A 22,378-nucleotide genomic window follows, 5' to 3' on the forward strand; every position below is an offset into this window, starting at 1 on the left:
GAAACCCCGTCAACCTTTAATTTCAATAAATTCAAATAATTAGCGAGAAGACCGCATCACGGCCGCCGGGCGTGCGCTCAGCAGTTGCATCGCTCTGGGGATCGAGCGCCGCCTTGCGGCGCATCGCGGATGAATCCGCTCCTACAGAGGTTTGTTCCAAGCCCGTACACAGACAGGCAACCATGGTCTTGCAGGTGCGCCACGTTGCATATAGATGTAGGAGCGGATTCATCCGCGATACGCCGCGCGGGCGGCACTCGATCTCATAGGCGCTGCACCTCTAACGTCAAACGCTTGCAATCAACAGCTGGCGCTCTATTCAGGGCGTTCCATCGACCACGCTGATGATGACTATCGAAAGGCGCATCTGTTTGAGTGCAAAGGCCACCCTCTATAATCGCCCCGAATTGTCTCCTCGCTCCTCTCGCCTGCTCCAGGCGACACTCCCTTGGAATCCGCACCATGCCAAGCGCCAGCCAGGCCTCACACGGCCGTCCCGAACATGATCAGCAAAGCGTCAGCCAGCAATGGCTGGCAATTCTCTCGGTTGCCGTGGGCGCCTTCGCCCTGGTCACCAGCGAGTTCCTCCCGGTCGGGGTGCTCAACGATGTCGCCAGCGACCTCGGCATCAGTGCCGGCCACGCCGGGCTGATGGTGACCCTGCCCGGTATCATGGCGGCCCTCGCCGCCCCCTTACTGTCGGTGGGCATCGGCGCCCTGGACCGGCGCTACCTGCTGATCGGCCTGACGCTGATCATGATCATCGCCAACGCAGTCGTGGCCTACGCCACCGACTTCAGCCTGCTGCTGTTCGGCCGGGTACTGCTGGGCATCAGCATCGGTGGCTTCTGGGCCACCGCCATCGCCCTCAGCGGCCGCCTGGCGCCCAAGGGTGTGAGCGTGGCGCAGGCCACCTCGATCATCATGGTCGGGGTGACCCTGGCCACCGTACTGGGCGTGCCGGTGGGTACCTGGTTGAGCGGGCTGATGGGATGGCGCACGACCTTCCTGGTCACCGCGCTGGTGGGCATACCGGTGCTGCTGGCACAGGTTTTCCTGCTGCCACGGCTCAACCCGGACAAGGCCATCCGCATCAGCGACCTGCCTGCCCTGTTCGTCAACCCGAAGGCTCGGGTCGGCCTGATCGCGGTCCTGCTGATCGGCCTGGCCCACTTCGCCGCGTACACCTATGTCGCGCCGTTCTTCAAACACAACGCCAGTTTCGATGGGCCGACCATTGGCTCCCTGCTGTTGCTTTATGGCGTGGCCGGGGTACTGGGCAATATCTTCGCCGGTTTCGCCGCCAACCAGAGCGTGCGCCACACCTTGATGCTGGTGGCGCTGATGATCGGCGTCGGCACCGCGCTGTTCCCCTACTTCGCCACCAGCCTGACCGGCGCGGCGATGCTGATCGCACTGTGGGGCTTCGCCTTCGGCGCCTTCCCGGCCTGCGCCAGCATCTGGATGTTCGTCGTGGCGCCCAAGGATGTCGAACGCGGCATGCCCCTGTTCGTTGCCATGTTCCAGGTGATCATCGCCCTGGGTTCGTTCTTCGGCGGGCAGATCGTTGACCAGATGGGCAGCGCGGTGCTGTTCAGCCTGGCCACGGCGCTGGTTGGCTGCGGCTTTGTGACGGTGCTGGTACTGGGGCGTAGCGTCAGCAACAGCCTGGCAGCTCAACCTTCCTAATGCCTGGCGGCAGCCTTGCAGCGCTCGATCTCGAAGGCGCTGCAAGCGCTCTCGCCGCCACCTTTATAGCGCCCTCCTTCTATAACGCCTTCATCTCAGCAATGTCCCGTACCACAGCGTCCGCGGAGTGGTCGAACATCGCCTGCTCCTGCGCATCCAGGGGCAACTCGATCACTCGTGCAAGCCCCTCTGCCGCCAGTACGCAGGGCACCCCCATGGCAATGTCGTTGCGCCCATACTCGCCCTCGAGAATCGCGACCGTCGGCAGGATGCGATTGCGCCCATTGGCGATGGCATCCACCATCTGCGCAATGGCCACGCCCGGCGCATCGCAGGCGCTGCCCATTTTCTTCAAGCCCAGGATCTCGCCGCCGCCCTGGCGCGTGCGCTGCACAATCCGTTCTATCTGTTCACTGGAGAGAAAGTGAGACAGCGGCACCGAACCGATCGCGCAGCAGCGCATCAACGGCACCATGCTGTCGCCATGCCCGCCCAGAACCAGCGCCGTGATATCCCGGGCGGAAAAACCGGTTTCCTCGGCAATGAAGCACTTCATGCGCGCGGTATCCAGCACCCCCGCCTGCCCGAACACCTTGCCGCGCCCCAACCCGCTCAGGCTCCAGGCCCGGTAGGTCAGCACGTCTACGGGGTTCGACACCACCAGGACCGTCGCCGCCGGAGCATGCCGGTTGATGTCCTGCATGATGCCGTCGAGAATCGGCAGGTTGATGCTCAGCACATCCTGGCGCGACTGACCGGGCTTGCGCGGCACGCCCGCGGTGATCACCACCAGGTCGGAATCCTGCAGCATCTCGGCGTTGGCGCCGCCGTGAACCCGGGTATCGGAACCGGACTCGACGGCGGCCTGCCAGATGTCCAGCGCCTTGCCCTGCGCCAGGTCGCCCTGCACATCGACCAGCATCAACTCACGGCAGTACTCCTCCCGGGCGATGATCTGCGCCGCCGCCTCACCGACCATGCCGGCACCCACGATTGATAGCTTGTTCACCTCACACCTCTCTCAGCGTGCTGATCGCCGCACGCTCGGCTGTACAGAGAAGTATTGCCCGCCAAAGCCAAAGGGCCACTCGATTAGGGCCAGTCTTGCGCGCGATGCCTGGTAAAGCTGGGCCAGGGGCGACAAGCCGACGTGGCAGTTAACCCGCAGCGCTCGCCCCCCTTCGACGGCGTCGCATCATCCATGAATCCAGAAAGCACTCTCGGCAAACTGCTCGCCGTTCCACCAGTTGGCCGTCCCCGTCTCCATGCGGAAACTCCTTGCCCCAGCCTGACTCTGCAGCGGCGCCACCACCTCGCCACTGGCATCGCGCCTCGCGCTCTTCTGCGCCGTTTCAGGGACAACGGCAACGATGTGCCCGGACTTCCCTTCCGCCTTGCGCCGCGCAACGATCAGCGCTATGCCGCCCTGGTTGGCGGCCTGCTGCAATTTGCTCAGGGTGCCCGTCTGGCGCCAGCCAAAGTCGGGGCCAAAATCGCGCAGCCAGCGGAACAGGTCGTTGGCCCGCATTTCGCGCAGGGAGGTGCCGATCAGCGGCTCGACCGGCGTGCCCTGCGACAGCGTGATCAGGGCTTTCTCCGTCCACCACACCCGCGGCAGGTACGCACCTGCCAGCATGCAGTAGTCATGGCAATAGATATTGCAGAAGGTCAAGCCGTCCCTGGGCTGGTAGCGCTTGTGCGCCGGCTTGTCCACGGCCAGCCAGTCAACGATGGCCGCCAGTTCAGCGCGCAAACTGTCGGCCGAGTCACCAAGCCGCTGCGGCATGTTCGCTTCATTGAGTGAATGGGCACCGGCGAAATCGACCCGCCGCGTCACCACACCCGGCTTGCGTGGCATGGAGACGGCGACGATACCACTGGTAGGCGGTGATGCAGATGGGCTGACGACCGGAATGTCCTGTACCGTCGAATCTGCGATCAGGAATTTCTGTGCAACGAAACCGCGCAGCAAGGCACCGTTGAGTGACGTCTCCACCTCCACAAAACCATTGCGCACTTTGCCGGTGACGGTTCGCACTGGCTGGCCGTCCGGCAGGTTAGCGATCACGTTGGCTTGCGGCGGGTCGCTTTTGCGCGGTTCGCTGCGCATACGCAACGGGCTCTCGCGCGTGTCGACCCTGAAGAATTCTCCTTGTGCCGTCAGCTCGCTGGGAGGGGGCACCAATGAAAGCCCCGGCGCAGGCTGAGGCAACAGTGGGGGCTGGCCCTCCACGGCAACGGTGTGTGCCAAGCGGATGAAGTCGAAGAGGTGCTCGCCGTAGAACCGTTTTCCATCGAAAAAGCCTTGGCGCAGCCCTTTGCGGGGATTGAAGCCGCCGGTGTTGTAAGCAATACCGACGGCCGCAAGTTCCATGTCGCTGAGGGACGATCGCTTGCTCAGACCGAGTTGCTTGAGGCCGCGCTTCAATTCGGCAACGCTCAGTTGCAACGCATCGTCGAAGTTGACGTAGCGCCGTTGCAGGAAATAGTCGGGGTCGGTCTTGAAGAACTGCAAATCACGTTGGAATATCCCGAAGCCATGGCAAAGCTTGTCCGGGTTGCGGGCAACTTTGGCGTAACCGTCAATATGTTTGGCCATGTCCACCAGGGCCTGATGGGCAATGTCGAACATGGCCTGGCCGTTGGGGGCGGCCAGCAGTGCCGCCTTGTCCTTGGGGAAGGCCTGGCGCCCCTTCTTTGTATCCTGCTTGTTCACATCCAGGGTGTCGCCGACACAGAGTTCCAGGATCTCGGGCACCGGCAGGCCTTTGTTGCGCAGTACCGGCCAGACTTCTCCCGTTTCCTGGCACGCGATCGCGGCCATGAAGTCCACCGTCAAGGGCGTATTGGCTAGCGCAGGCGACATCTGGCTCTGAAACTGGTTCTTGAACCACTTCACATCGTTGGCGTTGGGCATGTGGGGGATCCTTGACCGGTGAGTCGCCGGTCCGCTTGCGCCCCCATCGCAAACTGCTGGTAAATGAATGACCTGACCTCTTCAGTAAAGTCTCGAACGTTCGAGTGTCAAGTTCATGGCGCGACTCGCCACTCAGCGGCCTTGAAACCAGTGGAAGCGGTGAATGCTGAATGCGCGAAAGCGGCTAGAGTCATTTTGATATCACCCCAACCAAATGGAAAACACCGCTCCACGGAGGACTCCATGCCCAGGTTCCCGCAAGCAGGTTTGACGACACTGTCCGCGCTTCTGATGTCCATGACCATGATCGCCTGCACCTCGACGGATCGCGTCATGACGCCCTATGAGAACGAACTGAAGGTAGATAGCGTCAACGCAGTGAAATTCCACAGCATGCTCTATTTCCCCTCCGGGACAGCCCTCCACTTCCCCGGTTACGTGGTCGCGCTCGAAAAGAGCCCACAGCCGATCATCGGTGGTCCCAAGGTCAACAAAGAGAGCAAGAAGCTGTTTCACGCCGACGCTGCCTACTTCAAGGAGGAGGAAGACAGCAGCACCAATACGTCCCACCAGATCAATCGCATCCAGCGCCTGGATACCAAAGCGATGTTCGTCTCGCACATACTCAAGAATGGCGCGCTATTTGACCAGGCCACAGGCTACGTGGCCAAGTCCCATTGCTTTGTTTACAACGCTTATGTAAGCGACGCCGTGGCCGGCATCCGCAAAGACTACAACCTGACGAAAGTCAGTGACTGGAATGCCTGCAAAGCCCCGCATAAAGTGGAGCCGACTCAATCAAACCTCAAGAGTTTGTACCGAGAGAGCCAGCAAGCACTGGAGTTGCTCGAACACAACCTGACCGAGGACCTTGGCGGCTCTCGCTACACCCATGTCGTCGTCGTGGTCATGGGCTGGAACACCGCCCAGGACGAGGCCATACGCAATATCAACGACATTACGGGCAACCTGATGGCCGCGGCCTATGAAGTTGGCCAAGCGCAAAAGCAAACGCATGACCAGGCCAAGGCCCTGCAGAGCCTGCAGGTCTACAAGCCGTCAGACGAAGAGGCCATCGCCACCCGTCCCAAGACAGACGTCCTCGACACCACTCGCTTTCGCCCTCTCGTCATCGGTGTGACCTGGCCATCGTTCTGGTCCAACTCGTTCACCAACTTCTTCAGCTATGGCAACAAGGCCAACGACGCCGACGAAATTGGCCTGACCTGGCTGAACATGCTCATCAACCAGACCGTGCCCAATGCACTCGCGGCGTCCAAGAGCAAGGCCAAAGTCGTCACCATCGGCCACAGCTTCGGCGCGCGCGCCATGATGCGTGCGCTGTTCAGCTCGCCCGCGCTGGCGCCACAGCAGGCCTATCCGCAAAGCCATGTGGACCTGGCCGTGGGCCTCCAGGGCGCGGTCAGTATCAACCGCTTCACCGTCGGAGACGGCAAGGAAGGCGCCCCCTATCGGGATTTCGCAAAACTGCAGAACACCCATATCGCGCTCACTGCCTCGGAGCACGACGGCGCCGCCGGCGGGCCGGTTTTCTGGTACGACCCCTCCGGTTCGATCAAATCCTGGAACCTGGTCTGTGGGCCGGCAGCCCCGGCCAAGTCCGCCACATTCGACTGCTTGAAAGCCAGCGATACCTCCGCCACCCCGAATGGCCTGTTCAGCCTGTGCAAGGTAGGTGACAGCCATTGCACGGCATCGACGTTAAGTCGAGGCAAGGTCAGTTACATCGATGCATCCAACGGCATTACTCAATTCAACTCACCGGGCTCGGGCGGGGGTGCTCATAGCGATATCTACCGCCTTCCCATGGGTAGATTGTTGTGGCGCCTGGTCGAGCAATATGCGCCGAGCGCCGAGTCTCGGTCCGAGACGCCGTTAGCCGCCCAGTGAGTGCTGCGCATCAGCCCCGTGCCTGCCGCCGCTGACGACCGTCAGCGGCGGCGAATAGCGATAGACCTCAATGGCGACTGTTGGGAAACGGCAGCCGGGCCAAGATCCCGATGATCACGGCGGCGAATCGTCCATCAGGGTCCAGGTCAGGATCAAACACGGTGACCGTCATGCCCCGGCAACGTCGATCGGCCACGAAGGGCGTCATGATCTTCACCAGGTCGTCAGGCGCGATCCCTGGAGACCCCGGGGAGTCGACGGCGGGCATGCTGGCCTGGTCCAGCACATCGACATCGAGGTGAATCCAGAATCCTTGGGCGGCAGCCTGGTCAAGTACACCGCTGATACGCTGTACAACGGCATCGGGGCCGATCGCCAAGGCCTCGAAGATATCGATCCGGTTGATCGAGGTGTGGTTGATATCGGGCCATGCGAAATCCTCGTCGCGGCTTTCACGCTCACCCAGCTGCACGACGTGGGCATCGGCAACCAGCGGAGCCGTTATCCCCGGCCAATGCGTCGCCAGTGCTTCCCCACGGCCAGTCGCCAGGGCAAGGTCCATGCCTGCCACGGCGCCCAGCGTCTGCTCGGGGTCGTAATTGCCGGGATGACGGAAATCGCTGTGCCCATCGATATGGATCAGTGAAAGCAGCCCTGCCTGTCGCGCGCCTGCAAGTCACCTTGGCGCTTTCCCAGGCATCGCAGTAACGCTCAACCAGGGCAGCGGAGCATTGGCCAGCCGCTCGCGGGTGAGTGCCCGTGTCCGACCTATGGAAACGGGCAACCCCCGCCATGGCTACCATGGTTTGCGCATGAGGCTCTGGCCCAATCAGCGATGGAAACAGCGGCAGTACTTCTTCTGCCAGCTCCTCGATGATCTCCAACGGCGGGCGCCGCGCCATCTGCATGCCCAGTGCCGCATGATTGACCCCAGCCCTACGCCATGGCCTGGGCGATTACCCTGGGCTGGCGTCGATACCGCTACTGGCGCCTGTGTTGCTGCCGGTGGGCCGGCGCTGGATGAGCCGCAGGACTGCCTGCAATACCCGCTTCTGCAAGATGCCGAGCATGCCGACTGGACGTTGTGGTTGCAGGCTCATGGTGTCGCCCCCGACCACCGTAGCCGCCGCGGCCCGAGTTTTGATGAAAACTTGCTTTTGTTGCGCGCCGCCACCAGCGGCCAACCCTCTGCCTGCTCTGCGCAGTCATCGAGCACGGGATAACCGACATTGGCCATATCGGTTTTGCGTTCTTGTCGGCACTGAATTAGTCAAATATGATACTAAGTCTCATTTGCATCGATTCCGTGACCGCTAATGGCATCCGTCGATACCGCTCAGTTCACTGCTCTTTACGAACAGCAACACCGCTGGTTGCGTAGCTGGCTATATCGGCAATTGAGCTGCTCGCACCGCGCTGCTGATTTGATGCAGGACACCTTCATGCGTCTGTTGGTCAGCCACGAGGTGTTTGAAGTCCGCCAGCCTCGGCCTTTCCTGGCCAAGGTGGCACGCAGTGTCCTGTCCAACCACTATCGCCGCGCACGCTTGGAAAAAGCCTATCTGGATGCGCTCCGGACGGAAGACGAAAGCGTGCTGCCGGATTTGGCGACCCAATTGATTATTTTCGAGACGCTGGTTCGACTCGACGAAGCGCTATGCGAACTGGATGTCGCCGTCAAAAAGGCTTTTCTCTGGTCGCAACTGGATGGGCTCAGCCACGCAGACATAGCCGAGCGCCTGGGTATTTCAATCGCCACCGTCAAGCGCCATATCATCAAGGCGGGTGCGCGCTGCATGCTGGTGACGGCATCGCTGCAATGACGAGCAGCGCGAACGCCTTTACCCGGGAACCCTCGCTATCGCCGAAAATGTGTGAAGAGGCGATGGAGTGGTGGCTCGATATGCAAGAGGCCAATTTCGATTCACCCGCACAGGCCGCTTTCATGGCATGGCGTAATGAACACCCCTTGCATGCGCTGGCCTGGGAAAAAGCCTTGGCGCTGGGGGAGCAGCTCGACTCATTGCGCACCCGAGGCGATCCAGACCTCGCCCGACAGGCCCTGTTGCTCCCCTCCCCGGAAGGCCTGAGCAGGCGCCGAGCCATAAAGGGCCTGGCCTTGTTGCTGGCTGCAGGCACCGGCGCCTGGTTGAGCCGAGACAGCGAAATGGTGTCGCGGATAAGTGCCGACTACAGCACGGGTGTGGGCGAGCAGCAACGTATTGCGCTGGCCTCGGGTCTGTCGCTTGAGCTCAATACCCGTAGTGCGATAAACGCGCGTGCGACCGACCACCGCTGGCACCTTCGATTGCTCAGCGGCGAGGTCTTGATCGACACTGCCCTGAACCCGGCTCTGTTTATCGATACCGCCCAGATTCGGGCGCAGACGCCCTCGGCGCGCTTCACCATACGGCAGTTTGACAATGGCTCAACCCAGTTGGCGGTCTATCGTGGCTCGCTTCAAGTAATTGCGACTCAAGCCAGCCACTGGACTGCCCTGCAAGCCGGACAACTGGCTCGTTTCGGGCCACTAGGGATGCTCGACCAGCGTGCAATGCAAGCGTCCGCTCCCGCCTGGGCCGAAGGCATGATCGTCGCCAACGGGCAACCGCTTCAGGCGTTCCTCGATGAACTTGGCCGGTATCGTCATGGGCATCTTGGGTGCGACCCCGCATTGGCCAACCTGCAAGTATGGGGCACCTACCCGCTGGCGGACAGTGACCGAATCATCGATGCCGTCGCCCAGACACTGAAACTGGATGTACAGCGTTTCACTCGCCTGTGGGTCAACTTGCGCCCCCCACCCGCTAACGTTTGAAGTTTTTTCGTCCTCGATGAGCCGTTTTGATTTCTGGCGAGACTCATAGGCCATACATCAAAAATCATCGGGAAACTTCACATGCACCACCGCCGTATTTCGTCGTACTACGCAACCTCGCTCGCCACCACCCGTGGTTGCGCCGCAGCGGTGCTGATCGCCACTTCATCGCCCGTGTGGGCAGCCGCCGATAGCAGCGTGCAACACTATGAAATCCCCCCAGCGCCCCTGGGCACTGCGCTCAATCAACTGGGCCAGCAAGCCCATTTGTTGTTGTCGTTTCCCAATGACTTGATTGCCGGACAAAACAGTCCTGGCTTGAGTGGTGACTACACGGTCGACGGTGCTTTACAGGCGCTACTCGCGGGCAGCCAACTCATCGCGGTTCGCCAGCCGGATGGGCGATACACCCTTCAGCCAGCGCCGGTCTCCACCGCTCTGGAGCTTCAAAGCATTTCAATCTCGGGCAAGGCTCCCGGGTCGACTACAGAAGGTACCGGGCTCTACACCACCTACTCCTCCAGCAGTTCGACCCGTCTGAACCTGACGCCCAAAGAAACCCCGCAGTCGCTGACCGTCATGACCCGCCAGCGCCTGGACGACCAACGCCTGACCAATCTCAGCGATACCCTCGATGCCACACCGGGCATCATCGTGCTGCGCGACGGACTGGGTGCCGAATCCGACGGTTACTTCTCTCGGGGCTTCGAGATTCAGAACTTTGAAATCGATGGTGTGCCCACCGTCAAGCGCATGGACAATTACACCCAGAGCATGGCCATGTATGACCGTGTGGAGGTGGTGCGCGGTGCTACCGGCCTGATCAGCGGCCTGGGCAGCCCTTCAGCGACGATCAACCTGATCCGCAAACGCCCGACCGCCGAGGCTCAGGCCAGCGTTACCGCTGAAGCCGGTAATTGGGACCGCTACGGTACGGGCTTTGATGTGTCTGGCCCGCTGACCGAAACCGGCAATGTACGCGGTCGTCTGGTTGCCGACTTCAAGACCGAGCAGTCTTGGGTCGACCGCTACAAGCAGGACTCGCAACTGATCTACGGCATTACCGAGTTTGACTTGACTGAGGACACCCTGCTGACCATGGGCTTCAGTTATCAACGCACGGACGTCGACTCCCCCATGCGCTCTGGCCTGCCGACCCGTTTCACCGACGGCTCTCGCAGCAACCTCAAGCGCTCGCTCAATTCGGCTCAAACCTGGTCATACAACGACCATGAACAAACCAGCTTTTTCACCTCGATCGAGCAGCAGTTCGCCAATGGCTGGAGCGGGAAGATCGAACTGACCCACTCCGAAAACAAGTTCGACGAAGTCTTCAACTACGTCAACGGCAGCCTCAACCCGGATGGAAGCGGCACCACCCAGTTGCCAGTGCGCTTCTCCGGTATCCCGCGCCAGAACAACATCGATGCCTACCTGACCGGTCCGTTCGGACTTTTGGGCCGCGAGCACGAGTTGATCGCCGGCGTGACCTTGTCCAACTACTACGAGAGCGTGCCCAGTTACGGCGGCTGGAAATACGACTACTCCGGCTCTCCGGCCGGCGCGATCGACAACCTGCTGAACTGGAACGGCGGCTCGGTTAAACCGGCATTCGACGTCACTGGCAAATCCACTGCCGACGAAACCCAATACGCCGCCTACCTCGCCACGCGCCTGCACGCCACCGACGATCTCAGTATCTTGCTGGGTAGCCGCGTGATCGACTGGCAGCGCGACATCGAAGATAAGCCCTACAACGCAGAACACACCAAGACCAAGGAGTCGGAAACCGGCGTCTACATTCCGTATGCCGGCGTGGTATATGACGTCAACGACACGTGGTCGCTGTATGCCAGCTATACGAAAATCTTCAACCCTCAGTCGTCCTGGGTTCGCGACATCAACAATAAACCACTGGATCCGATGGAAGGCACCGGTTATGAAGTCGGTGTCAAAGGCAGCCACTTCGACGGCAAGCTGAACTCCAGCGTCGCGCTGTTCAAGATCGAGCAGGACAACCTGGCGATCTGGATCGATACCCCAGGCGGCAACACTTACAAGTCAGAACAGGGAACCACTACCAAAGGCGCTGAGTTCACCCTGGACGGAGAACTGGCTGAAGGCTGGCAGGCATCTGCCGGTTATGCCTATGCGGTCAGCACCGACGCTCACGACCAGCGTATCGTGACCACCCTGCCCCGCCACAGTCTGAAGACCTTCACCCGCTATCGCCTGCCGGGAATTCTGGACAAGGTCACCATCGGCGGCGGTGTGAACTGGCAGAGCAAAACCGGTGCCGACCTGCACACCTTCACTCAGGGCAGCTACGCCGTCACCAACCTCATGGCCCGCTACGACTTCAACCAACACCTGAGTGCGTCAGTCAATCTGAACAACGTGTTCGACCGCGAATACCTCAGCTATGCCGGTGATCACGGTATGTACGGCGCGCCAAGAAACATCATGACGGGTATCAAATACAACTTCTGACGTTCGCACGCTCGGTGCTGTACCCGGGCCATCGGTTCAATCCAGTATCAACGTCCGCACAACCCAGCGGAATGTACATTACTGGAAATCGATGGCTCGAAAGCGTGCGCCTGCGGCGCTCGACACTTGGTTTCGCGACGGTTTGAGCCATGGCAGATTCGACCCCGATAATCCCTCAGTCAAGAGCGCTGCGACTTGGCGAAGATGCTTCGACTGCGTTGCCAACGATAAGCTAGCCCCCTGTTACACTCGTCCCCTTGGACACTGAGAATTCGCAATGAAATGGACCACTGTAGTGCTCGCTGTTGCTCTCTCGCTGGGAGGATGCGCCGTGAGCAAACCCACCTGGAAAGCGACCTCTTCGACGGACGAGTCCACCAACAACACGACCATGATGGTCAGCACTGGCGACACAGAGTGTGCCAGCTGGTTCTTCACCAGGCCGGTGTACTACTTCCCGGTGATTCGCAAGGACGGTGATGAGCTTTTAGTTGGCGTGATGTCCGGCGGCAGGGCCAGGCTGCCGGTCGGTACCGTGCAACTGCTTGTCGATCAACATGAAGCCTGGACCATCACCCCGCAGGAAAACCCGGTGAGTCTCTCCCCGACCGTTTTCCCGAAGGATGTGACTGCCTCTGGTGAGCACGCTGAAATTGTCAAAAATGCCGAAAAGCAGGCCAGGGATTCCGCTACGCAAATGATGAGCCCCTACACGCTGGCCTCCGGCGAAAAAGCGAAGCAGATCATCCGGGACCTTGTGACTGGGCAAAAGCTGCAGTACCGAATTGTGGCTATCGATCAAGCTGCCTCGACCACAGGCGAAGCTGTCATCGATCGCTCGTTCTCTCAAGCCCTTCGTGCGATCGGCATCGACCCCGACACCTTGTGAGCAAATGCTGCTCATCACACCCTGGTGCCCGGCCGACTCTGTGGTTCACACCTACGCACTTCAGCCAGCCGGCGCTGCAAGCAGTCTGTGGCGCCGCGGTTCGATGAAATCGAACTGGCCGCAGTCAGCGAGTTTCCTGACACCCCGGAAGGCAATGTGCGGATTGCGCGCGCTTGCAAATCAGTACATTCGGTCAGGGGCCGTCTCAGCAAGAAACCCGGCGCGGTGGCCTAACGCTGTTCATTTAAGCGCTGGGCCGGCTGAATTGGGGCCGCTTTGCGCCCCATCGCGACACAAGGCCGCTCCTACATCAACCGTGTATGCCTTTATTTTGGTGGCAAGCGCGGAAATGTAGGAGCGGCCTTGCCGGGGCGCCGGACCGGCCGGAAAAGGCTGCGCAGCAGCCCCGGCATTCTTGAATGAACAGAATTAGGCACGGTGGCCGGTTATGAAATTGCACCCGGATTCGACCCGCACGGGTCGAAACAGCCAGATGCCTGCCCCCGTCACAGCAGCTCGGGGAAGGCAGCGCCAAGCAGGCCGGGGTCCTTCAGGATCGATGCACTGCTGGCGATATCCGGGGCCAGCCAACGGTCCTGGGTATAGGCCGGGACCCGTTCGCGCAACAACCGCCAGGCAACGTGGGTGCCTGCGCCAAAGCGCTGCTCCTTGAGGAACTCGAATGCCTGGGCCGCCAACAGGTACTCGATGGCGAGGATCTGCGTACAGTTCTCCAAGGCGCGGTGCAGCTTCAACCCGGCATTGGTGCCCATGCTCAGATGATCCTCCTGCAGGCCGGAGGTGACGTAGTTGTCGATGACGGCCGGTTGGGCCAGCTGACGGTTTTCGGCACAGAGTGAAGCGGCCACGTACTGGACAATCATCATCCCCGAGTTCACACCCGGTTGGCTGACCAGGAAGGCCGGCAAACCGCTGACCAACGGGTTTATCAGGCGATCCAGTCGACGCTCGGCAATCGCCCCGATCTCGGCCACTGCGATGGCCAGCAAATCGGCCGCCATGGCCACGGACTGGCCGTGCGGATTCGCTTGGGAAACCACTCGATATGCCTCGGGTGTACCCAGCAGCATCGGGTTGTCGGTCGTGGAGTTGAGTTCGGTTTCGATCTGCCTTGCCGCGTGTTCCAACTGATCGCGCGCGGCGCCATGAACCTGCGGAATCGAGCGAATGCTCAAGGCGTCCTGGGTGCGAATGCCCTGGCTGCTGGCAATGATTTCACTACCGTCCAGCAGGCGACGCAAATTGCTGCCCACACGCTGCATGCCGGGGTGGGGTTTGAGCGCGATGATTTCAGGGTCGAAGGCATCGAGCTGGCCGCGCAGGGCCTCGAAGCTCATGGCGCCGATAACGTCCGCCCATTGGCTCAAACGGGTGGCGTCATCCAGAGACAGGCAGCTCAGGCCGGTCATGCAAGGGGTGCCGTTGACCAGGCACAGACCATCCTTGGCCCCCAGTTTGATCGGCGCCAGGCCGACCTCGGCCAAGGCTTGCTGCGCCGGCACGATCTGGCCGCGATAGCTGACCTGGCCGACGCCCAGCAAGCTGATGCTGATATGGGCCATGTGGGTCAGATACCCCACCGACCCCTGTTTCGGAACCTGCGGCGTGATGTGCTGATTGAGCAGGGTCAGCAGCGCCTCGACCACCTTGCGCTGAAGGCCGGAACGGCCCTGGCAGAAGTTGATGATCGCCGCGCACATGATCGCCCGGGTCTGTTCGTCCGACAGCGCGGCACCCACGCCGCAGGCATGGCTGAGCAAGGTGTTGTGCGAGAGCTGGCTGAGTTGTTCGTCCTGCAACGAGACATTGCACAAGGCGCCAAGCCCGGTGTTGACGCCATAGGCGCGATCACCGCTGGAAACGATGCGCTGGACAATCGCCTGGGCGTTCTCGATCCGCGCCCAGGCCGATGGGGCCAGCTCAAGCTTCGCGCCATGCCGGGCCACAGCCACCACGTCCTGCCAGCGAACGGGCGCCTCGGCGATGATGATTTTTTCGGCAAACGACATACACGCGGTTCCTTAAAGCGAAGCTACGCGACGCTGCACGAAACGATCTACGTATTCGTCCGCAGGCTGGTAGAGGATTTCCTTCGGCGTGCCGACCTGGATCAGGCGGCCGTCCTTGAGAATGGCAATTCGGTTGCCGATGCGCACCGCTTCGTCCAGGTCATGGGTGATGAAGACGATGGTCTTGTGCAGGGTCTTTTGCAGCTCCAGCAACTGGTCCTGCATTTCGGCGCGAATCAGCGGGTCAAGCGCACTGAAGGCTTCGTCCATCAGGATGATGTCGGTGTCGGCAGCCAGGGCACGCGCCAGGCCCACGCGCTGGCGCATGCCGCCCGACAACTGGTGCGGGTACGATCGCTCGTAGCCCTTGAGGCCCACGGTGTTGATCCAGTGCAGGGCACGCTCCGTGCACAGGGTTTTGCTCTCGCCACGGACTTTCAGGCCGTAGGCGACGTTGTCCAGCACGGTACGGTGCGGCAACAGGCCGAAGCTCTGGAACACCATGCTGATCTTGCGCCGGCGGAATTCGCGCAGGGCTTGCATGTCGTATTGCAGAATGTCCTCGCCATCGACCAGGATCTGACCGCTGGTGGGGTCGATCAGGCGGTTGAAGTGACGCACCAGGGTCGACTTGCCCGAGCCCGACAGCCCCATGATCACGAAGATCTCACCGCTGCCGATGGACAACGAGAGGTCGTTGACCCCGACCACGCAGCCGGTTTCGGCCAGGACCTGCTCTTTGGTGTTGTTCTGGCGGATCAGGTTCAGGGCATCTTCGGTACGTGCACCGAAGATCTTGAACACATGTTTGACTTCGATCTTGTTCATCGTCTGCTTGCTGCTCATTTGCCCACCCCATGCCGTGGCCGGCCATAGGCCTGGGTAATGCGGTCGATCACGACCGCCAGAATCACAATGGCCAGGCCCGCTTCGAGGCCGCGCCCCACATTGAGGGTCTGGATGCCGACCAGGACGTCTTCACCCAAGCCACGGGCACCGATCATCGACGCGATGACCACCATCGACAGGGCCATCATGGTGGTCTGGTTGATACCGGCCATGATGCTCGGCAACGCCAGTGGCAACTGCACGCCGAACAGTTGCTGCAGGCGATTGGCACCGAACGCGTTGATCGCCTCCATGACCTCGCCATCCACCTGGCGAATGCCCAGGTCGGTCAGGCGAATCAGCGGCGGGGCGGCATAGATGACGGTGGCAAAGATTGCCGGTACCTTGCCCAGGCCGAACAGCATCAATACCGGGATCAGGTACACGAAGCTGGGCATGGTCTGCATGATGTCGAGCAGCGGCATCAACACCGCCCGCAGGCGATCGTTGCGCGCCGACAGGATACCCAGCGGGATGCCGACCAGGACCGAGATCAGCGTGGCTACCAGCATCAGCGCCAGGGTCTGCATCAGCTTGTCCCAGAGCCCGACCGCACCGACCAGAAAGAGCAGGCCGACGATCACCGCCGTGGGTACGGCTCTACGGGTGGCGTGCCAGGCGAGACCGCCGACGATGGCCAGCATCAGCCACCAGGGTGTTGCGCGCAGCAAACCTTCGAGGTTGACGATGGCCCACAGCAGGGTGTCGGAAATGTGCCGGAACACGTCACCGTAGTTGGTGACCAGCGCGTCGACCCAACCATTGACCCAGTCGGCAATGGAAAACGTGAAGTCTTTGGGAAACATGGATTTCTCTCGAGCAATGCATGAAGCGGACTGCTATGTGGCCTGTCCGGCAGGCGCCGGCCCCGCCCACACCCTCAGAGTGCCGCATCTACCTTTTTGGCTGCGTCTTCGCTGACCCAGCTGTGCCAAACCTCGGGGTGCTCCTTGAGGAACAACCTGGCCAGTTCCGCCGACTCGATACGATCCCTGCTCATGCGCGCCAGGTTCTGGTTCAGCAGATCGATCGGCAGATTGACCTTTTCCAGCACAGCCACCAGCTCCGGCGCCTGCTCGTGGAACGTCTTCGACACACCCACCTTGATGGTCACGGATTTATCCACGCCTGGCTTCTCGTCCAGCTTGACCAGCTCGGCCTGGCCCATCAGCGGGGTTGGCGACCAGTAGTAGAAGAGGATCGGCTCGCCACGCTTGTAGCTCGACAGCACGGCGGCATCCAGTGCCGGGCCGGTGCCCGGGCGGAAGTTGGTGTAGGTGTTTTCCAGGCCATAACGCTTGAGCATTTCGCTGTTGTCCAGCTCGCAGGTCCAGCCGGCCGGGCAGTTGTAGAAACGCCCCTTGTCCGGTTCTTCCGGATCCTTGAACACCTGGGCGTATTGCCCCAGGTCGGCGATGCTCTTGAGGTTCGGTGCCTTGGCTTCGAGTTTGCGCTTGGCATCGCCTTCGATCACATAACGCGGCACATACCAGCCTTCCACCGCGCCAGCCACCGGTGAGCCGACGCCGACGACCTTGCCGGCGGCCTCAGCCTTGTTCCAGACCTCGCTGCGCCCTACCCACTCCTCGGCGAAAACCTGGATATCGTTGCTGCTCAGGGCGTTTTCCATGGAGATGGAGTTGCCCGGCAGGCTGTCGGTGTCACAGCCATAGCCATTTTTCAGCACGAACTGCATCACCTCGGTGAGCAGCATCCCGCTTTCCCAGTTCAACCCGGCAAATTTCACCGGTTTGCCGGACTCGCACCAACCGGCCGCCTGGCTGGCGCCAGCGGACGCCAAGAGCCCTAGAGAAAGTGTCGTGGTCAGCAGAGCCTTTGTAATTGTCATTGTGAAGCTCCCAAACAAGATGATCACTGCGCAGGAGAAATATTTCACAACCTTAAAAAAGGATAAAATAATAAGTCCTGATGCATCACCACGGAAAAAGCTATGAAGTTCACACTGCGACAGCTTCGCTACGCGCTCGCAGCGGCCAAGCACGGAAACCTGACCACTGCCGCCATGGAGCTTCATGTTTCACAACCTTCCATCTCGGCGGCCATCACCGAACTGGAGGAGGTGCTGGGCCAATCGATCTTCATACGCCAACGTGGCCTCGGGATATCGCTGACCCCATTCGGTCGTACCGTCATGGTCCAGGCCCGTCGCGTGCTGGCAGAGGCTCAGACCTTTGCCGAGATCCATGCCAATGCCGGCGAGTGTGTCGGCGAACTGGTGGTCGGCTGCTTTGAAGACCTGGCGCCCTATTGCCTGCCGCAAATCGTGCGCCGGATGCAGGAGGCCTGCCCAAGGGTCACGGTCGATATGCGCGATGGCAGCTTCGATTATGTTGGCAAGCGGCTCAGTGAGGGCGCGATAGAACTGGCCATCACCTACGACCTGGGTTTACCGCCGAACACGCATTGCACCCAGCTGTGCCAGCTGACCGCCCAGGTGCTGCTGTCGGCCGATCACCCGTTGGCCAAAGAGTCGCGTGTCAGCCTCAAGGCGCTCTCCGAATACACCCTGGTAGTCACCGACCAGGTCCACAGTTGGCAGCATGTGTTGGATCTGTTCAGCTTTTACGACCTTTCCCCTGCCGTTGTGCACCGTGTGCGCACCTTTGAGCTGCAACGCAGCCTCGTCGCCAATGGCTTTGGCGTGGCGCTGATCTATACCCGGCCATTTGGTGACCGTAGTTACGATGGTCAAGCGCTGGTATGTCGGCCGACGCAGGAGAAACTGCCAACCCACAGCATCGTGCTGGCGCATGATCAGCGCTACCCGCTGACGCCTTCGGCCGAGGCGTTCAAGGAGCTGGCGGTGGCATGGTTCGCGGAGCGACCGTCGTTTGCGTCCGAATGAACAACGGGTGGGGAATGTCACATGACGATTGCTGGCGGGTAGATGAGATGCCCGGCGAGCTCGATCTAGCGGCCATGCCAGTGTTTACTCAGTGCTGAGCGGCGCAATGAAATCGCAGATGCCCCTCTGAAAATGGGCATCCGTTGGGCCTGGCGGGGAGTGCTATGTGGCTGGCAAGCAGCACCAGATCGACAGTGGGTCACGCTAGGTAAGTGCGTTCGACTGCCACCTGAGGAGTGTCTGCTTTCGACCCATGGCAGCCATGCAGACAGCACGGCAATTAACAGGAAGCGGACATGGGTTCAAACTCTTGACCTTTGTCGACAGGCAAGCTTACGTGCCCTGTGGCGTCGAGACTGAGCCAGCGTCCGATCCTCGGCGCTCTGAATCAATAGCGTGGTCAGTTCGGGATCCATAGGGAACCCATCTTCCAACCATTTGAGCGCTAACCCCGACCAATAGTCGGAATGTGACGTCAGCGCTGTAACGACCAGCGGCTGCAAAGCTATGCCGGCAGGAAGTGTGCATTTTTCTCCAAGGTCTTTTATCGCACGGGGCAACTCTTGTGCGCCTTCTTCTAACGGCTTTTCCAGCAGCGGCAGTAACCATACATAGGTGAAATTCTCGCTCATCTACTTCCTCCGAATACTCACTAGTGTGCTTGGAATGGTAGTGACCGTATTGACCGGCTTCTGCGTGCTTTCAGCCGCTGCCGGCTACGCGCCACAGCTACTCAACAATGCACGTACTCGTTGAGCCATCTCATCGGCATTATCAGGTACAGATACTGAAATGCCCAGATAGTGCTCAAGGTGAAGGGTAAGCGTCTGTTCGCCCACTATGAGATCCCAATAGCGCTGGTCAAGTCCGTCCAATTTTTCATTCCAGTAACCGCTTAATCCGTGCTCAAGCTTCTGAGCCACGTTCTCGAACAGTTTCCAGTCGGCGAGTTCTGATATTTCTATGGTCGTCATGCGCCACCTCACCAAGCGAATGCAGATTTTCGTGTTTCTCGCGAGCGGCAGCAATGGGTCGTAAGCGGCCATAGCACCACCTGGATTAAAGCCGAACATCCCTTCCCTACCCAACCGACTCTCGCACCAAAGTGAGACTGAATGACCTACGCACGACCACTTGCATGTTTGGCGTAACCCTCAACCCCTACCGATTGAGCTCTCGCCCGTGAACCAGCAGTTTGGTCGCAACCTCGCCGCCCGACAGATGTACCTCGACGAGGTGCTGCACCTCTTCATTGTCGCGCACCCGATACCAGCAAGCGTCGGGGTACACCGTCAGCACCGGCCCCAGGTTGCAGGGGAACTGGCAAGCCGTGCGCGTCAGCAGCACACCACCCGGCACCTCGATCAGTTGCCGCTGCAGCAACTCGCGGCGCAGTTGCTTCCACAGTGGCAAGGCGCCTCGACGGACGCAACGCGGGCCAGTGCAAAGGAACACCTGGCGTGCATGGTCCGGGATCTTCGACCAGTCGGCGTCGGCTGCCACGGCATTGACCTGATCGCAGGCCAGATGCCGTGAGTGATCCTCGATGCTCGCACAGGCCATTCGCGCATCCAGGCCACGGCGTCCCAACGCCTGCGCCGTGACCCAGACTTGCGGCTGGTGCCCATGCTCACGTGCGATGCGCCCCAGTTCATCGCGCAGCCAGTCCAGGTAGGCGCCGTCGGAGATGGGTTCCAGGTCCACCACCAGCACGCGTTCCAGCCCGTCGGCGAAGGTCTTGCGCAAGACCGCCCACAGGCCCTCAAACCCGTCCAGGGTGTCGACGACATCGTCCCGAGCGGATTCGCCCCGCAGCTGGCGGATCTCCGCGCCAAAAGCTTCGGCCGCTGAACCGCCCGCAAGGCCCGGCCCGACAAACAAGACGCGCTGGTAAGTCATCACATGCTCTTCTCGAAGTGAATTTCGCAGAAGCACACACAGGCAGGCATCGAGCATGGGCCCAGACCGACCCATGCCTGCCCTCCGCAGGATTGTCGCCAAAAGATTCCAGGCCGGTCTCCGGGCTCGCGAGGCTGGATGCCCTCGCCTTCCCATGGCCGGCTGGCCACAGTGGTCTGATTGAGGGCATCACTCGCATACCGTTGCGGGGGCAGCACCGGACTGGCGCGAAGCGCGTACCGGTTTCCCGTTTCACCCCAGGCGCGGCGGCTTGGGACACCTGAAACTGGGCGGCATGTGAACATTCGGTGCAGTGCGCGTCAAGGTGGTGAACCAGGCCCGGCACTCCCACAGAGGCCAATGCTGCACCAGGAACCGTAGGAGCCAGCCTTGCTGGCGATGCCCGGCACAGCCGGGCCAATCACCAGGCGAAGGCATCGATTCCCCTAGGTTGCGCACCTATTTGAAACGTCGTGGCTGGGTTGCCATTTCAGACTTTCTTCAAGATCCCCATATGCGCATCGTCCATCAACGCCTTGGCCATATCGCTGAGGTAGTGCGACGCCCAGACCAGCACCGGTTCGTTGTCCATCACACCGATGAATGAGGCGCGGCGGGCGCTATCGAGTAGCACCGAGGCTTGTTCCATGGCGTGATTGGCGCAGTTGCCGGGCTCTACGCGGAACAGGCGCGTGCCTTTGGTGGCGCCTTCCATGAACGTGCACGCGCCGACGGTCCAGCCGAGTTGGCCGTGGTCTGCTGGGAGATCGTTGTCCATTCGAGGTTCCTCTGAAGCTTTGAAGGGGTGACCGAGCTACCTGTAGGAGCGGCTTCAGCCGCGATCACCAGCAACGCTGGTGCCAGGTACCGCGGTGCCTGCATCGCGGCTGAAGCCGCTCCTACAGGGGCCTGCGCAGGGCTGTCAGTGCAGCGTGTATGACGGCGGCCGGGTGCTCATCTGTAGCTGAGCCAACGCCGACTCCAGCAACGTGCGGGTGGCATCGAGTTCGTGCATCACCGTCAGCATCACCAGCGTGGCAGGTGATTTGGGCAGGTGAGTCAGCGATTGATGCGTCACCGCCAGCGCGCACATGACGTACTCGGTGGCGTGGACCAAGGTGTCTTCGAGGAAATGAGGGGATTCGATGGAAGGTGGTGGATCCGGGACGATCTTCAACATGACTTCATACTCGACGTTCATGAATGATCAACCGGGCACCCGATCACCTGCCGGGAGATGGGTGGCGGCTACGTGCGGGTCTGCAAGTCCGGGGAACATCGAGCACTAACCCGGCCGGCCCGAAGGCCAACCGCACGCAGCCACCATTGAGCACAACCACTGACAAGCGCCAGCGACTCAGAAAGTGAGCACAGATCGATGTTCAGACGGGCTTGCAGGCCCGGTCGTTGATTTGGCAACGACCCGGCGAGACTAGCCGTCACTTCGATAGCGCAAAAGTGCTCAAAGCATGCTTGGGAAACGCCCTACGTGAAATGGGGAAAGTCTGATTAGCCCATGTGGGACTTCATCCCCAGCTAGTCATTTCCTCAAAATCACGCCACTCATGTATTCATGCAGGTCGCGAAAATCCTTGACGCTCCAGGCATGCGGCGGGATCTTCACCCCGTTCTCCTGCAGCGTTTTCGGAATCAGGTTTCCATTTGGGCGAAGGATGACCGAAGACACGATAACGCCTGGATAGTCGTTCAAGCGCTTCTTGAACGCAGCGCTGGTAAGGTCCGGCGTTGGCGGGTTGCTCTTTTTGGCCAACGGCCCCGTCCCCTTGATATCCGCGCCATGGCACACGGCACACCGCTGCACGAAGAGGTTTTTTCCGTTGGCGTTTTCCGCCAAGGACAGCGGCGCTTGCAGCAGTGACAAGAACCCCAGCATCGCAATACGTGAAACATTCATTCCCAAGCAGCTCCCACGGCTCAAAATCCATTTGATACCAGCATCACACGCCACCACCCGACCGCG

Annotated in this window: 20 protein-coding genes, 3 pseudogenes and 1 riboswitch; of the genes and pseudogenes, 9 read left to right on the plus strand and 14 right to left on the minus strand. The window is 60.7% G+C overall.

Annotated features, from left to right (window positions below; translation table 11 throughout):
- Nucleotides 1–462: 462 nt before the first annotated feature.
- A complete protein-coding gene (locus tag NGM28_RS22660) occupies nucleotides 463–1,689 on the plus strand; it encodes an MFS transporter (RefSeq protein WP_240066139.1) in 1,227 nt (408 codons plus the stop codon).
- Nucleotides 1,690–1,768: 79 nt separating this feature from the next.
- On the opposite strand, the gene NGM28_RS22665 is transcribed toward NGM28_RS22660, so the two are convergent.
- Both NGM28_RS22665 and NGM28_RS22670 read right to left on the minus strand, forming a co-directional pair.
- Nucleotides 1,769–2,698: a malate dehydrogenase gene (locus NGM28_RS22665; RefSeq protein ID WP_240066140.1), complete on the minus strand. Its 930-nt coding sequence runs from the start codon at nucleotides 2,696–2,698 to the stop codon at nucleotides 1,769–1,771.
- A gap of 186 nt (nucleotides 2,699–2,884) precedes the next feature.
- The gene (locus NGM28_RS22670; RefSeq protein WP_252091562.1) at nucleotides 2,885–4,606 is read right to left on the minus strand and encodes a hypothetical protein; all 1,722 of its coding nucleotides are present in this window, start codon (nucleotides 4,604–4,606) and stop codon (nucleotides 2,885–2,887) included.
- Between the two features lie 333 nt (nucleotides 4,607–4,939).
- On the opposite strand from NGM28_RS22670, the gene NGM28_RS22675 reads away from it, so the two are divergent.
- Nucleotides 4,940–6,517 (plus strand): alpha/beta hydrolase, encoded by a 1,578-nt coding sequence (locus tag NGM28_RS22675; RefSeq protein WP_502943883.1) that lies wholly within the window; start codon nucleotides 4,940–4,942, stop codon nucleotides 6,515–6,517.
- Between the two features lie 67 nt (nucleotides 6,518–6,584).
- On the opposite strand, the gene NGM28_RS22680 is transcribed toward NGM28_RS22675, so the two are convergent.
- Nucleotides 6,585–7,169 carry an arginase family protein gene (locus NGM28_RS22680; protein ID WP_353620533.1) on the minus strand — a complete coding sequence of 195 codons (585 nt, stop codon included), beginning with the start codon at nucleotides 7,167–7,169 and terminating at the stop codon, nucleotides 6,585–6,587.
- A gap of 163 nt (nucleotides 7,170–7,332) precedes the next feature.
- Nucleotides 7,333–7,461 (minus strand): annotated as a pseudogene (locus NGM28_RS22685) (LLM class flavin-dependent oxidoreductase); the annotation flags it as partial.
- Here NGM28_RS22685 and NGM28_RS22690 point away from each other — a divergent pair.
- The 6 genes and pseudogenes from NGM28_RS22690 to NGM28_RS22715 form a co-directional block, all read left to right on the plus strand.
- Nucleotides 7,451–7,701, plus strand: a pseudogene (locus NGM28_RS22690) (type 2 periplasmic-binding domain-containing protein); the annotation flags it as partial. The pseudogenes NGM28_RS22685 and NGM28_RS22690 overlap by 11 nt on opposite strands.
- Nucleotides 7,702–7,833: 132 nt before the next feature.
- A complete protein-coding gene (locus tag NGM28_RS22695) occupies nucleotides 7,834–8,340 on the plus strand; it encodes a sigma-70 family RNA polymerase sigma factor (protein ID WP_240066143.1) in 507 nt (168 codons plus the stop codon).
- The gene (locus NGM28_RS22700) at nucleotides 8,337–9,335 is read left to right on the plus strand and encodes a FecR domain-containing protein (RefSeq protein WP_252091566.1); all 999 of its coding nucleotides are present in this window, start codon (nucleotides 8,337–8,339) and stop codon (nucleotides 9,333–9,335) included. Before NGM28_RS22695 ends, NGM28_RS22700 begins: the two co-directional genes overlap by 4 nt.
- Before the next feature lie 81 nt (nucleotides 9,336–9,416).
- Nucleotides 9,417–11,825: a TonB-dependent siderophore receptor gene (locus NGM28_RS22705; protein WP_252091568.1), complete on the plus strand. Its 2,409-nt coding sequence runs from the start codon at nucleotides 9,417–9,419 to the stop codon at nucleotides 11,823–11,825.
- Between the two features lie 331 nt (nucleotides 11,826–12,156).
- Entirely contained in the window at nucleotides 12,157–12,714 is a 558-nt protein-coding gene (locus tag NGM28_RS22710) for a hypothetical protein (protein WP_240066146.1), read from the plus strand.
- A gap of 57 nt (nucleotides 12,715–12,771) precedes the next feature.
- Nucleotides 12,772–12,879: pseudogene (locus tag NGM28_RS22715) on the plus strand (LysR family transcriptional regulator); the annotation flags it as partial.
- Between the two features lie 341 nt (nucleotides 12,880–13,220).
- Here the strand turns inward: NGM28_RS22715 and hutH are convergent.
- The 4 genes from hutH to NGM28_RS22735 all read right to left on the minus strand — a co-directional run bounded on the left by hutH (nucleotide 13,221) and on the right by NGM28_RS22735 (nucleotide 17,481).
- Nucleotides 13,221–14,744 (minus strand): histidine ammonia-lyase, encoded by a 1,524-nt coding sequence (hutH, locus tag NGM28_RS22720; RefSeq protein WP_240066147.1) that lies wholly within the window; start codon nucleotides 14,742–14,744, stop codon nucleotides 13,221–13,223.
- Nucleotides 14,745–14,756: 12 nt separating this feature from the next.
- Nucleotides 14,757–15,590, minus strand: a complete 834-nt coding sequence (locus NGM28_RS22725; protein ID WP_252091570.1) for a quaternary amine ABC transporter ATP-binding protein — start codon at nucleotides 15,588–15,590, stop codon at nucleotides 14,757–14,759.
- Nucleotides 15,587–16,438: an ABC transporter permease gene (locus NGM28_RS22730; RefSeq protein WP_252091572.1), complete on the minus strand. Its 852-nt coding sequence runs from the start codon at nucleotides 16,436–16,438 to the stop codon at nucleotides 15,587–15,589. The genes NGM28_RS22725 and NGM28_RS22730 overlap by 4 nt, the downstream gene beginning before the upstream one ends.
- A gap of 74 nt (nucleotides 16,439–16,512) precedes the next feature.
- Nucleotides 16,513–17,481, minus strand: coding sequence for an ABC transporter substrate-binding protein (locus NGM28_RS22735; protein ID WP_252091574.1), 969 nt, complete (start codon nucleotides 17,479–17,481; stop codon nucleotides 16,513–16,515).
- A 102-nt stretch (nucleotides 17,482–17,583) separates the two neighbouring features.
- Here NGM28_RS22735 and NGM28_RS22740 point away from each other — a divergent pair, with 102 nt between their 5' ends.
- Nucleotides 17,584–18,498, plus strand: coding sequence for a LysR family transcriptional regulator (locus tag NGM28_RS22740; protein ID WP_252091575.1), 915 nt, complete (start codon nucleotides 17,584–17,586; stop codon nucleotides 18,496–18,498).
- Between the two features lie 302 nt (nucleotides 18,499–18,800).
- Here NGM28_RS22740 and NGM28_RS22745 read toward each other — a convergent pair whose 3' ends face one another.
- From NGM28_RS22745 to NGM28_RS22770, 6 genes are all read right to left on the minus strand, one after another.
- A complete protein-coding gene (locus NGM28_RS22745; RefSeq protein WP_240066152.1) occupies nucleotides 18,801–19,130 on the minus strand; it encodes a hypothetical protein in 330 nt (109 codons plus the stop codon).
- A gap of 84 nt (nucleotides 19,131–19,214) precedes the next feature.
- Nucleotides 19,215–19,544, minus strand: a complete 330-nt coding sequence (locus NGM28_RS22750) for a DUF3630 family protein (protein ID WP_240066153.1) — start codon at nucleotides 19,542–19,544, stop codon at nucleotides 19,215–19,217.
- Between the two features lie 115 nt (nucleotides 19,545–19,659).
- Nucleotides 19,660–20,397: a (2Fe-2S) ferredoxin domain-containing protein gene (locus NGM28_RS22755; RefSeq protein ID WP_252091577.1), complete on the minus strand. Its 738-nt coding sequence runs from the start codon at nucleotides 20,395–20,397 to the stop codon at nucleotides 19,660–19,662.
- Nucleotides 20,398–20,491: 94 nt separating this feature from the next.
- A riboswitch (cobalamin riboswitch) is annotated at nucleotides 20,492–20,696 on the minus strand.
- Between the two features lie 191 nt (nucleotides 20,697–20,887).
- Nucleotides 20,888–21,175, minus strand: coding sequence for a DUF3077 domain-containing protein (locus NGM28_RS22760; RefSeq protein ID WP_213660922.1), 288 nt, complete (start codon nucleotides 21,173–21,175; stop codon nucleotides 20,888–20,890).
- A 144-nt stretch (nucleotides 21,176–21,319) separates the two neighbouring features.
- The gene (locus NGM28_RS22765; protein ID WP_252091640.1) at nucleotides 21,320–21,577 is read right to left on the minus strand and encodes a hypothetical protein; all 258 of its coding nucleotides are present in this window, start codon (nucleotides 21,575–21,577) and stop codon (nucleotides 21,320–21,322) included.
- Nucleotides 21,578–21,937: 360 nt separating this feature from the next.
- Nucleotides 21,938–22,312 carry a c-type cytochrome gene (locus NGM28_RS22770; protein ID WP_252091579.1) on the minus strand — a complete coding sequence of 125 codons (375 nt, stop codon included), beginning with the start codon at nucleotides 22,310–22,312 and terminating at the stop codon, nucleotides 21,938–21,940.
- Nucleotides 22,313–22,378 lie beyond the last annotated feature (66 nt).

Source organism: Pseudomonas sp. MWU13-3659 (genome assembly GCF_023757525.1).
In the GTDB taxonomy this organism is placed as follows: domain Bacteria; phylum Pseudomonadota; class Gammaproteobacteria; order Pseudomonadales; family Pseudomonadaceae; genus Aquipseudomonas; species Aquipseudomonas entomophila_E.

Coding starts and splice junctions, on each gene's coding strand:
- NGM28_RS22660 (WP_240066139.1), top strand. CDS start 463: ATGCCAAGCGCCAGCCAGGCCTCACACGGCCGTCCCGAACATGATCAG.
- NGM28_RS22670 (WP_252091562.1), bottom strand. CDS start 4,606: ATGCCCAACGCCAACGATGTGAAGTGGTTCAAGAACCAGTTTCAGAGC.
- NGM28_RS22675 (WP_502943883.1), top strand. CDS start 4,940: ATGACGCCCTATGAGAACGAACTGAAGGTAGATAGCGTCAACGCAGTG.
- NGM28_RS22695 (WP_240066143.1), top strand. CDS start 7,834: ATGGCATCCGTCGATACCGCTCAGTTCACTGCTCTTTACGAACAGCAA.
- NGM28_RS22700 (WP_252091566.1), top strand. CDS start 8,337: ATGACGAGCAGCGCGAACGCCTTTACCCGGGAACCCTCGCTATCGCCG.
- NGM28_RS22705 (WP_252091568.1), top strand. CDS start 9,417: ATGCACCACCGCCGTATTTCGTCGTACTACGCAACCTCGCTCGCCACC.
- hutH (WP_240066147.1), bottom strand. CDS start 14,744: ATGTCGTTTGCCGAAAAAATCATCATCGCCGAGGCGCCCGTTCGCTGG.
- NGM28_RS22725 (WP_252091570.1), bottom strand. CDS start 15,590: ATGAGCAGCAAGCAGACGATGAACAAGATCGAAGTCAAACATGTGTTC.
- NGM28_RS22730 (WP_252091572.1), bottom strand. CDS start 16,438: ATGTTTCCCAAAGACTTCACGTTTTCCATTGCCGACTGGGTCAATGGT.
- NGM28_RS22735 (WP_252091574.1), bottom strand. CDS start 17,481: ATGACAATTACAAAGGCTCTGCTGACCACGACACTTTCTCTAGGGCTC.
- NGM28_RS22740 (WP_252091575.1), top strand. CDS start 17,584: ATGAAGTTCACACTGCGACAGCTTCGCTACGCGCTCGCAGCGGCCAAG.
- NGM28_RS22745 (WP_240066152.1), bottom strand. CDS start 19,130: ATGAGCGAGAATTTCACCTATGTATGGTTACTGCCGCTGCTGGAAAAG.
- NGM28_RS22750 (WP_240066153.1), bottom strand. CDS start 19,544: ATGGCCGCTTACGACCCATTGCTGCCGCTCGCGAGAAACACGAAAATC.
- NGM28_RS22755 (WP_252091577.1), bottom strand. CDS start 20,397: ATGACTTACCAGCGCGTCTTGTTTGTCGGGCCGGGCCTTGCGGGCGGT.
- NGM28_RS22760 (WP_213660922.1), bottom strand. CDS start 21,175: ATGGACAACGATCTCCCAGCAGACCACGGCCAACTCGGCTGGACCGTC.
- NGM28_RS22765 (WP_252091640.1), bottom strand. CDS start 21,577: ATGTTGAAGATCGTCCCGGATCCACCACCTTCCATCGAATCCCCTCAT.
- NGM28_RS22770 (WP_252091579.1), bottom strand. CDS start 22,312: ATGAATGTTTCACGTATTGCGATGCTGGGGTTCTTGTCACTGCTGCAA.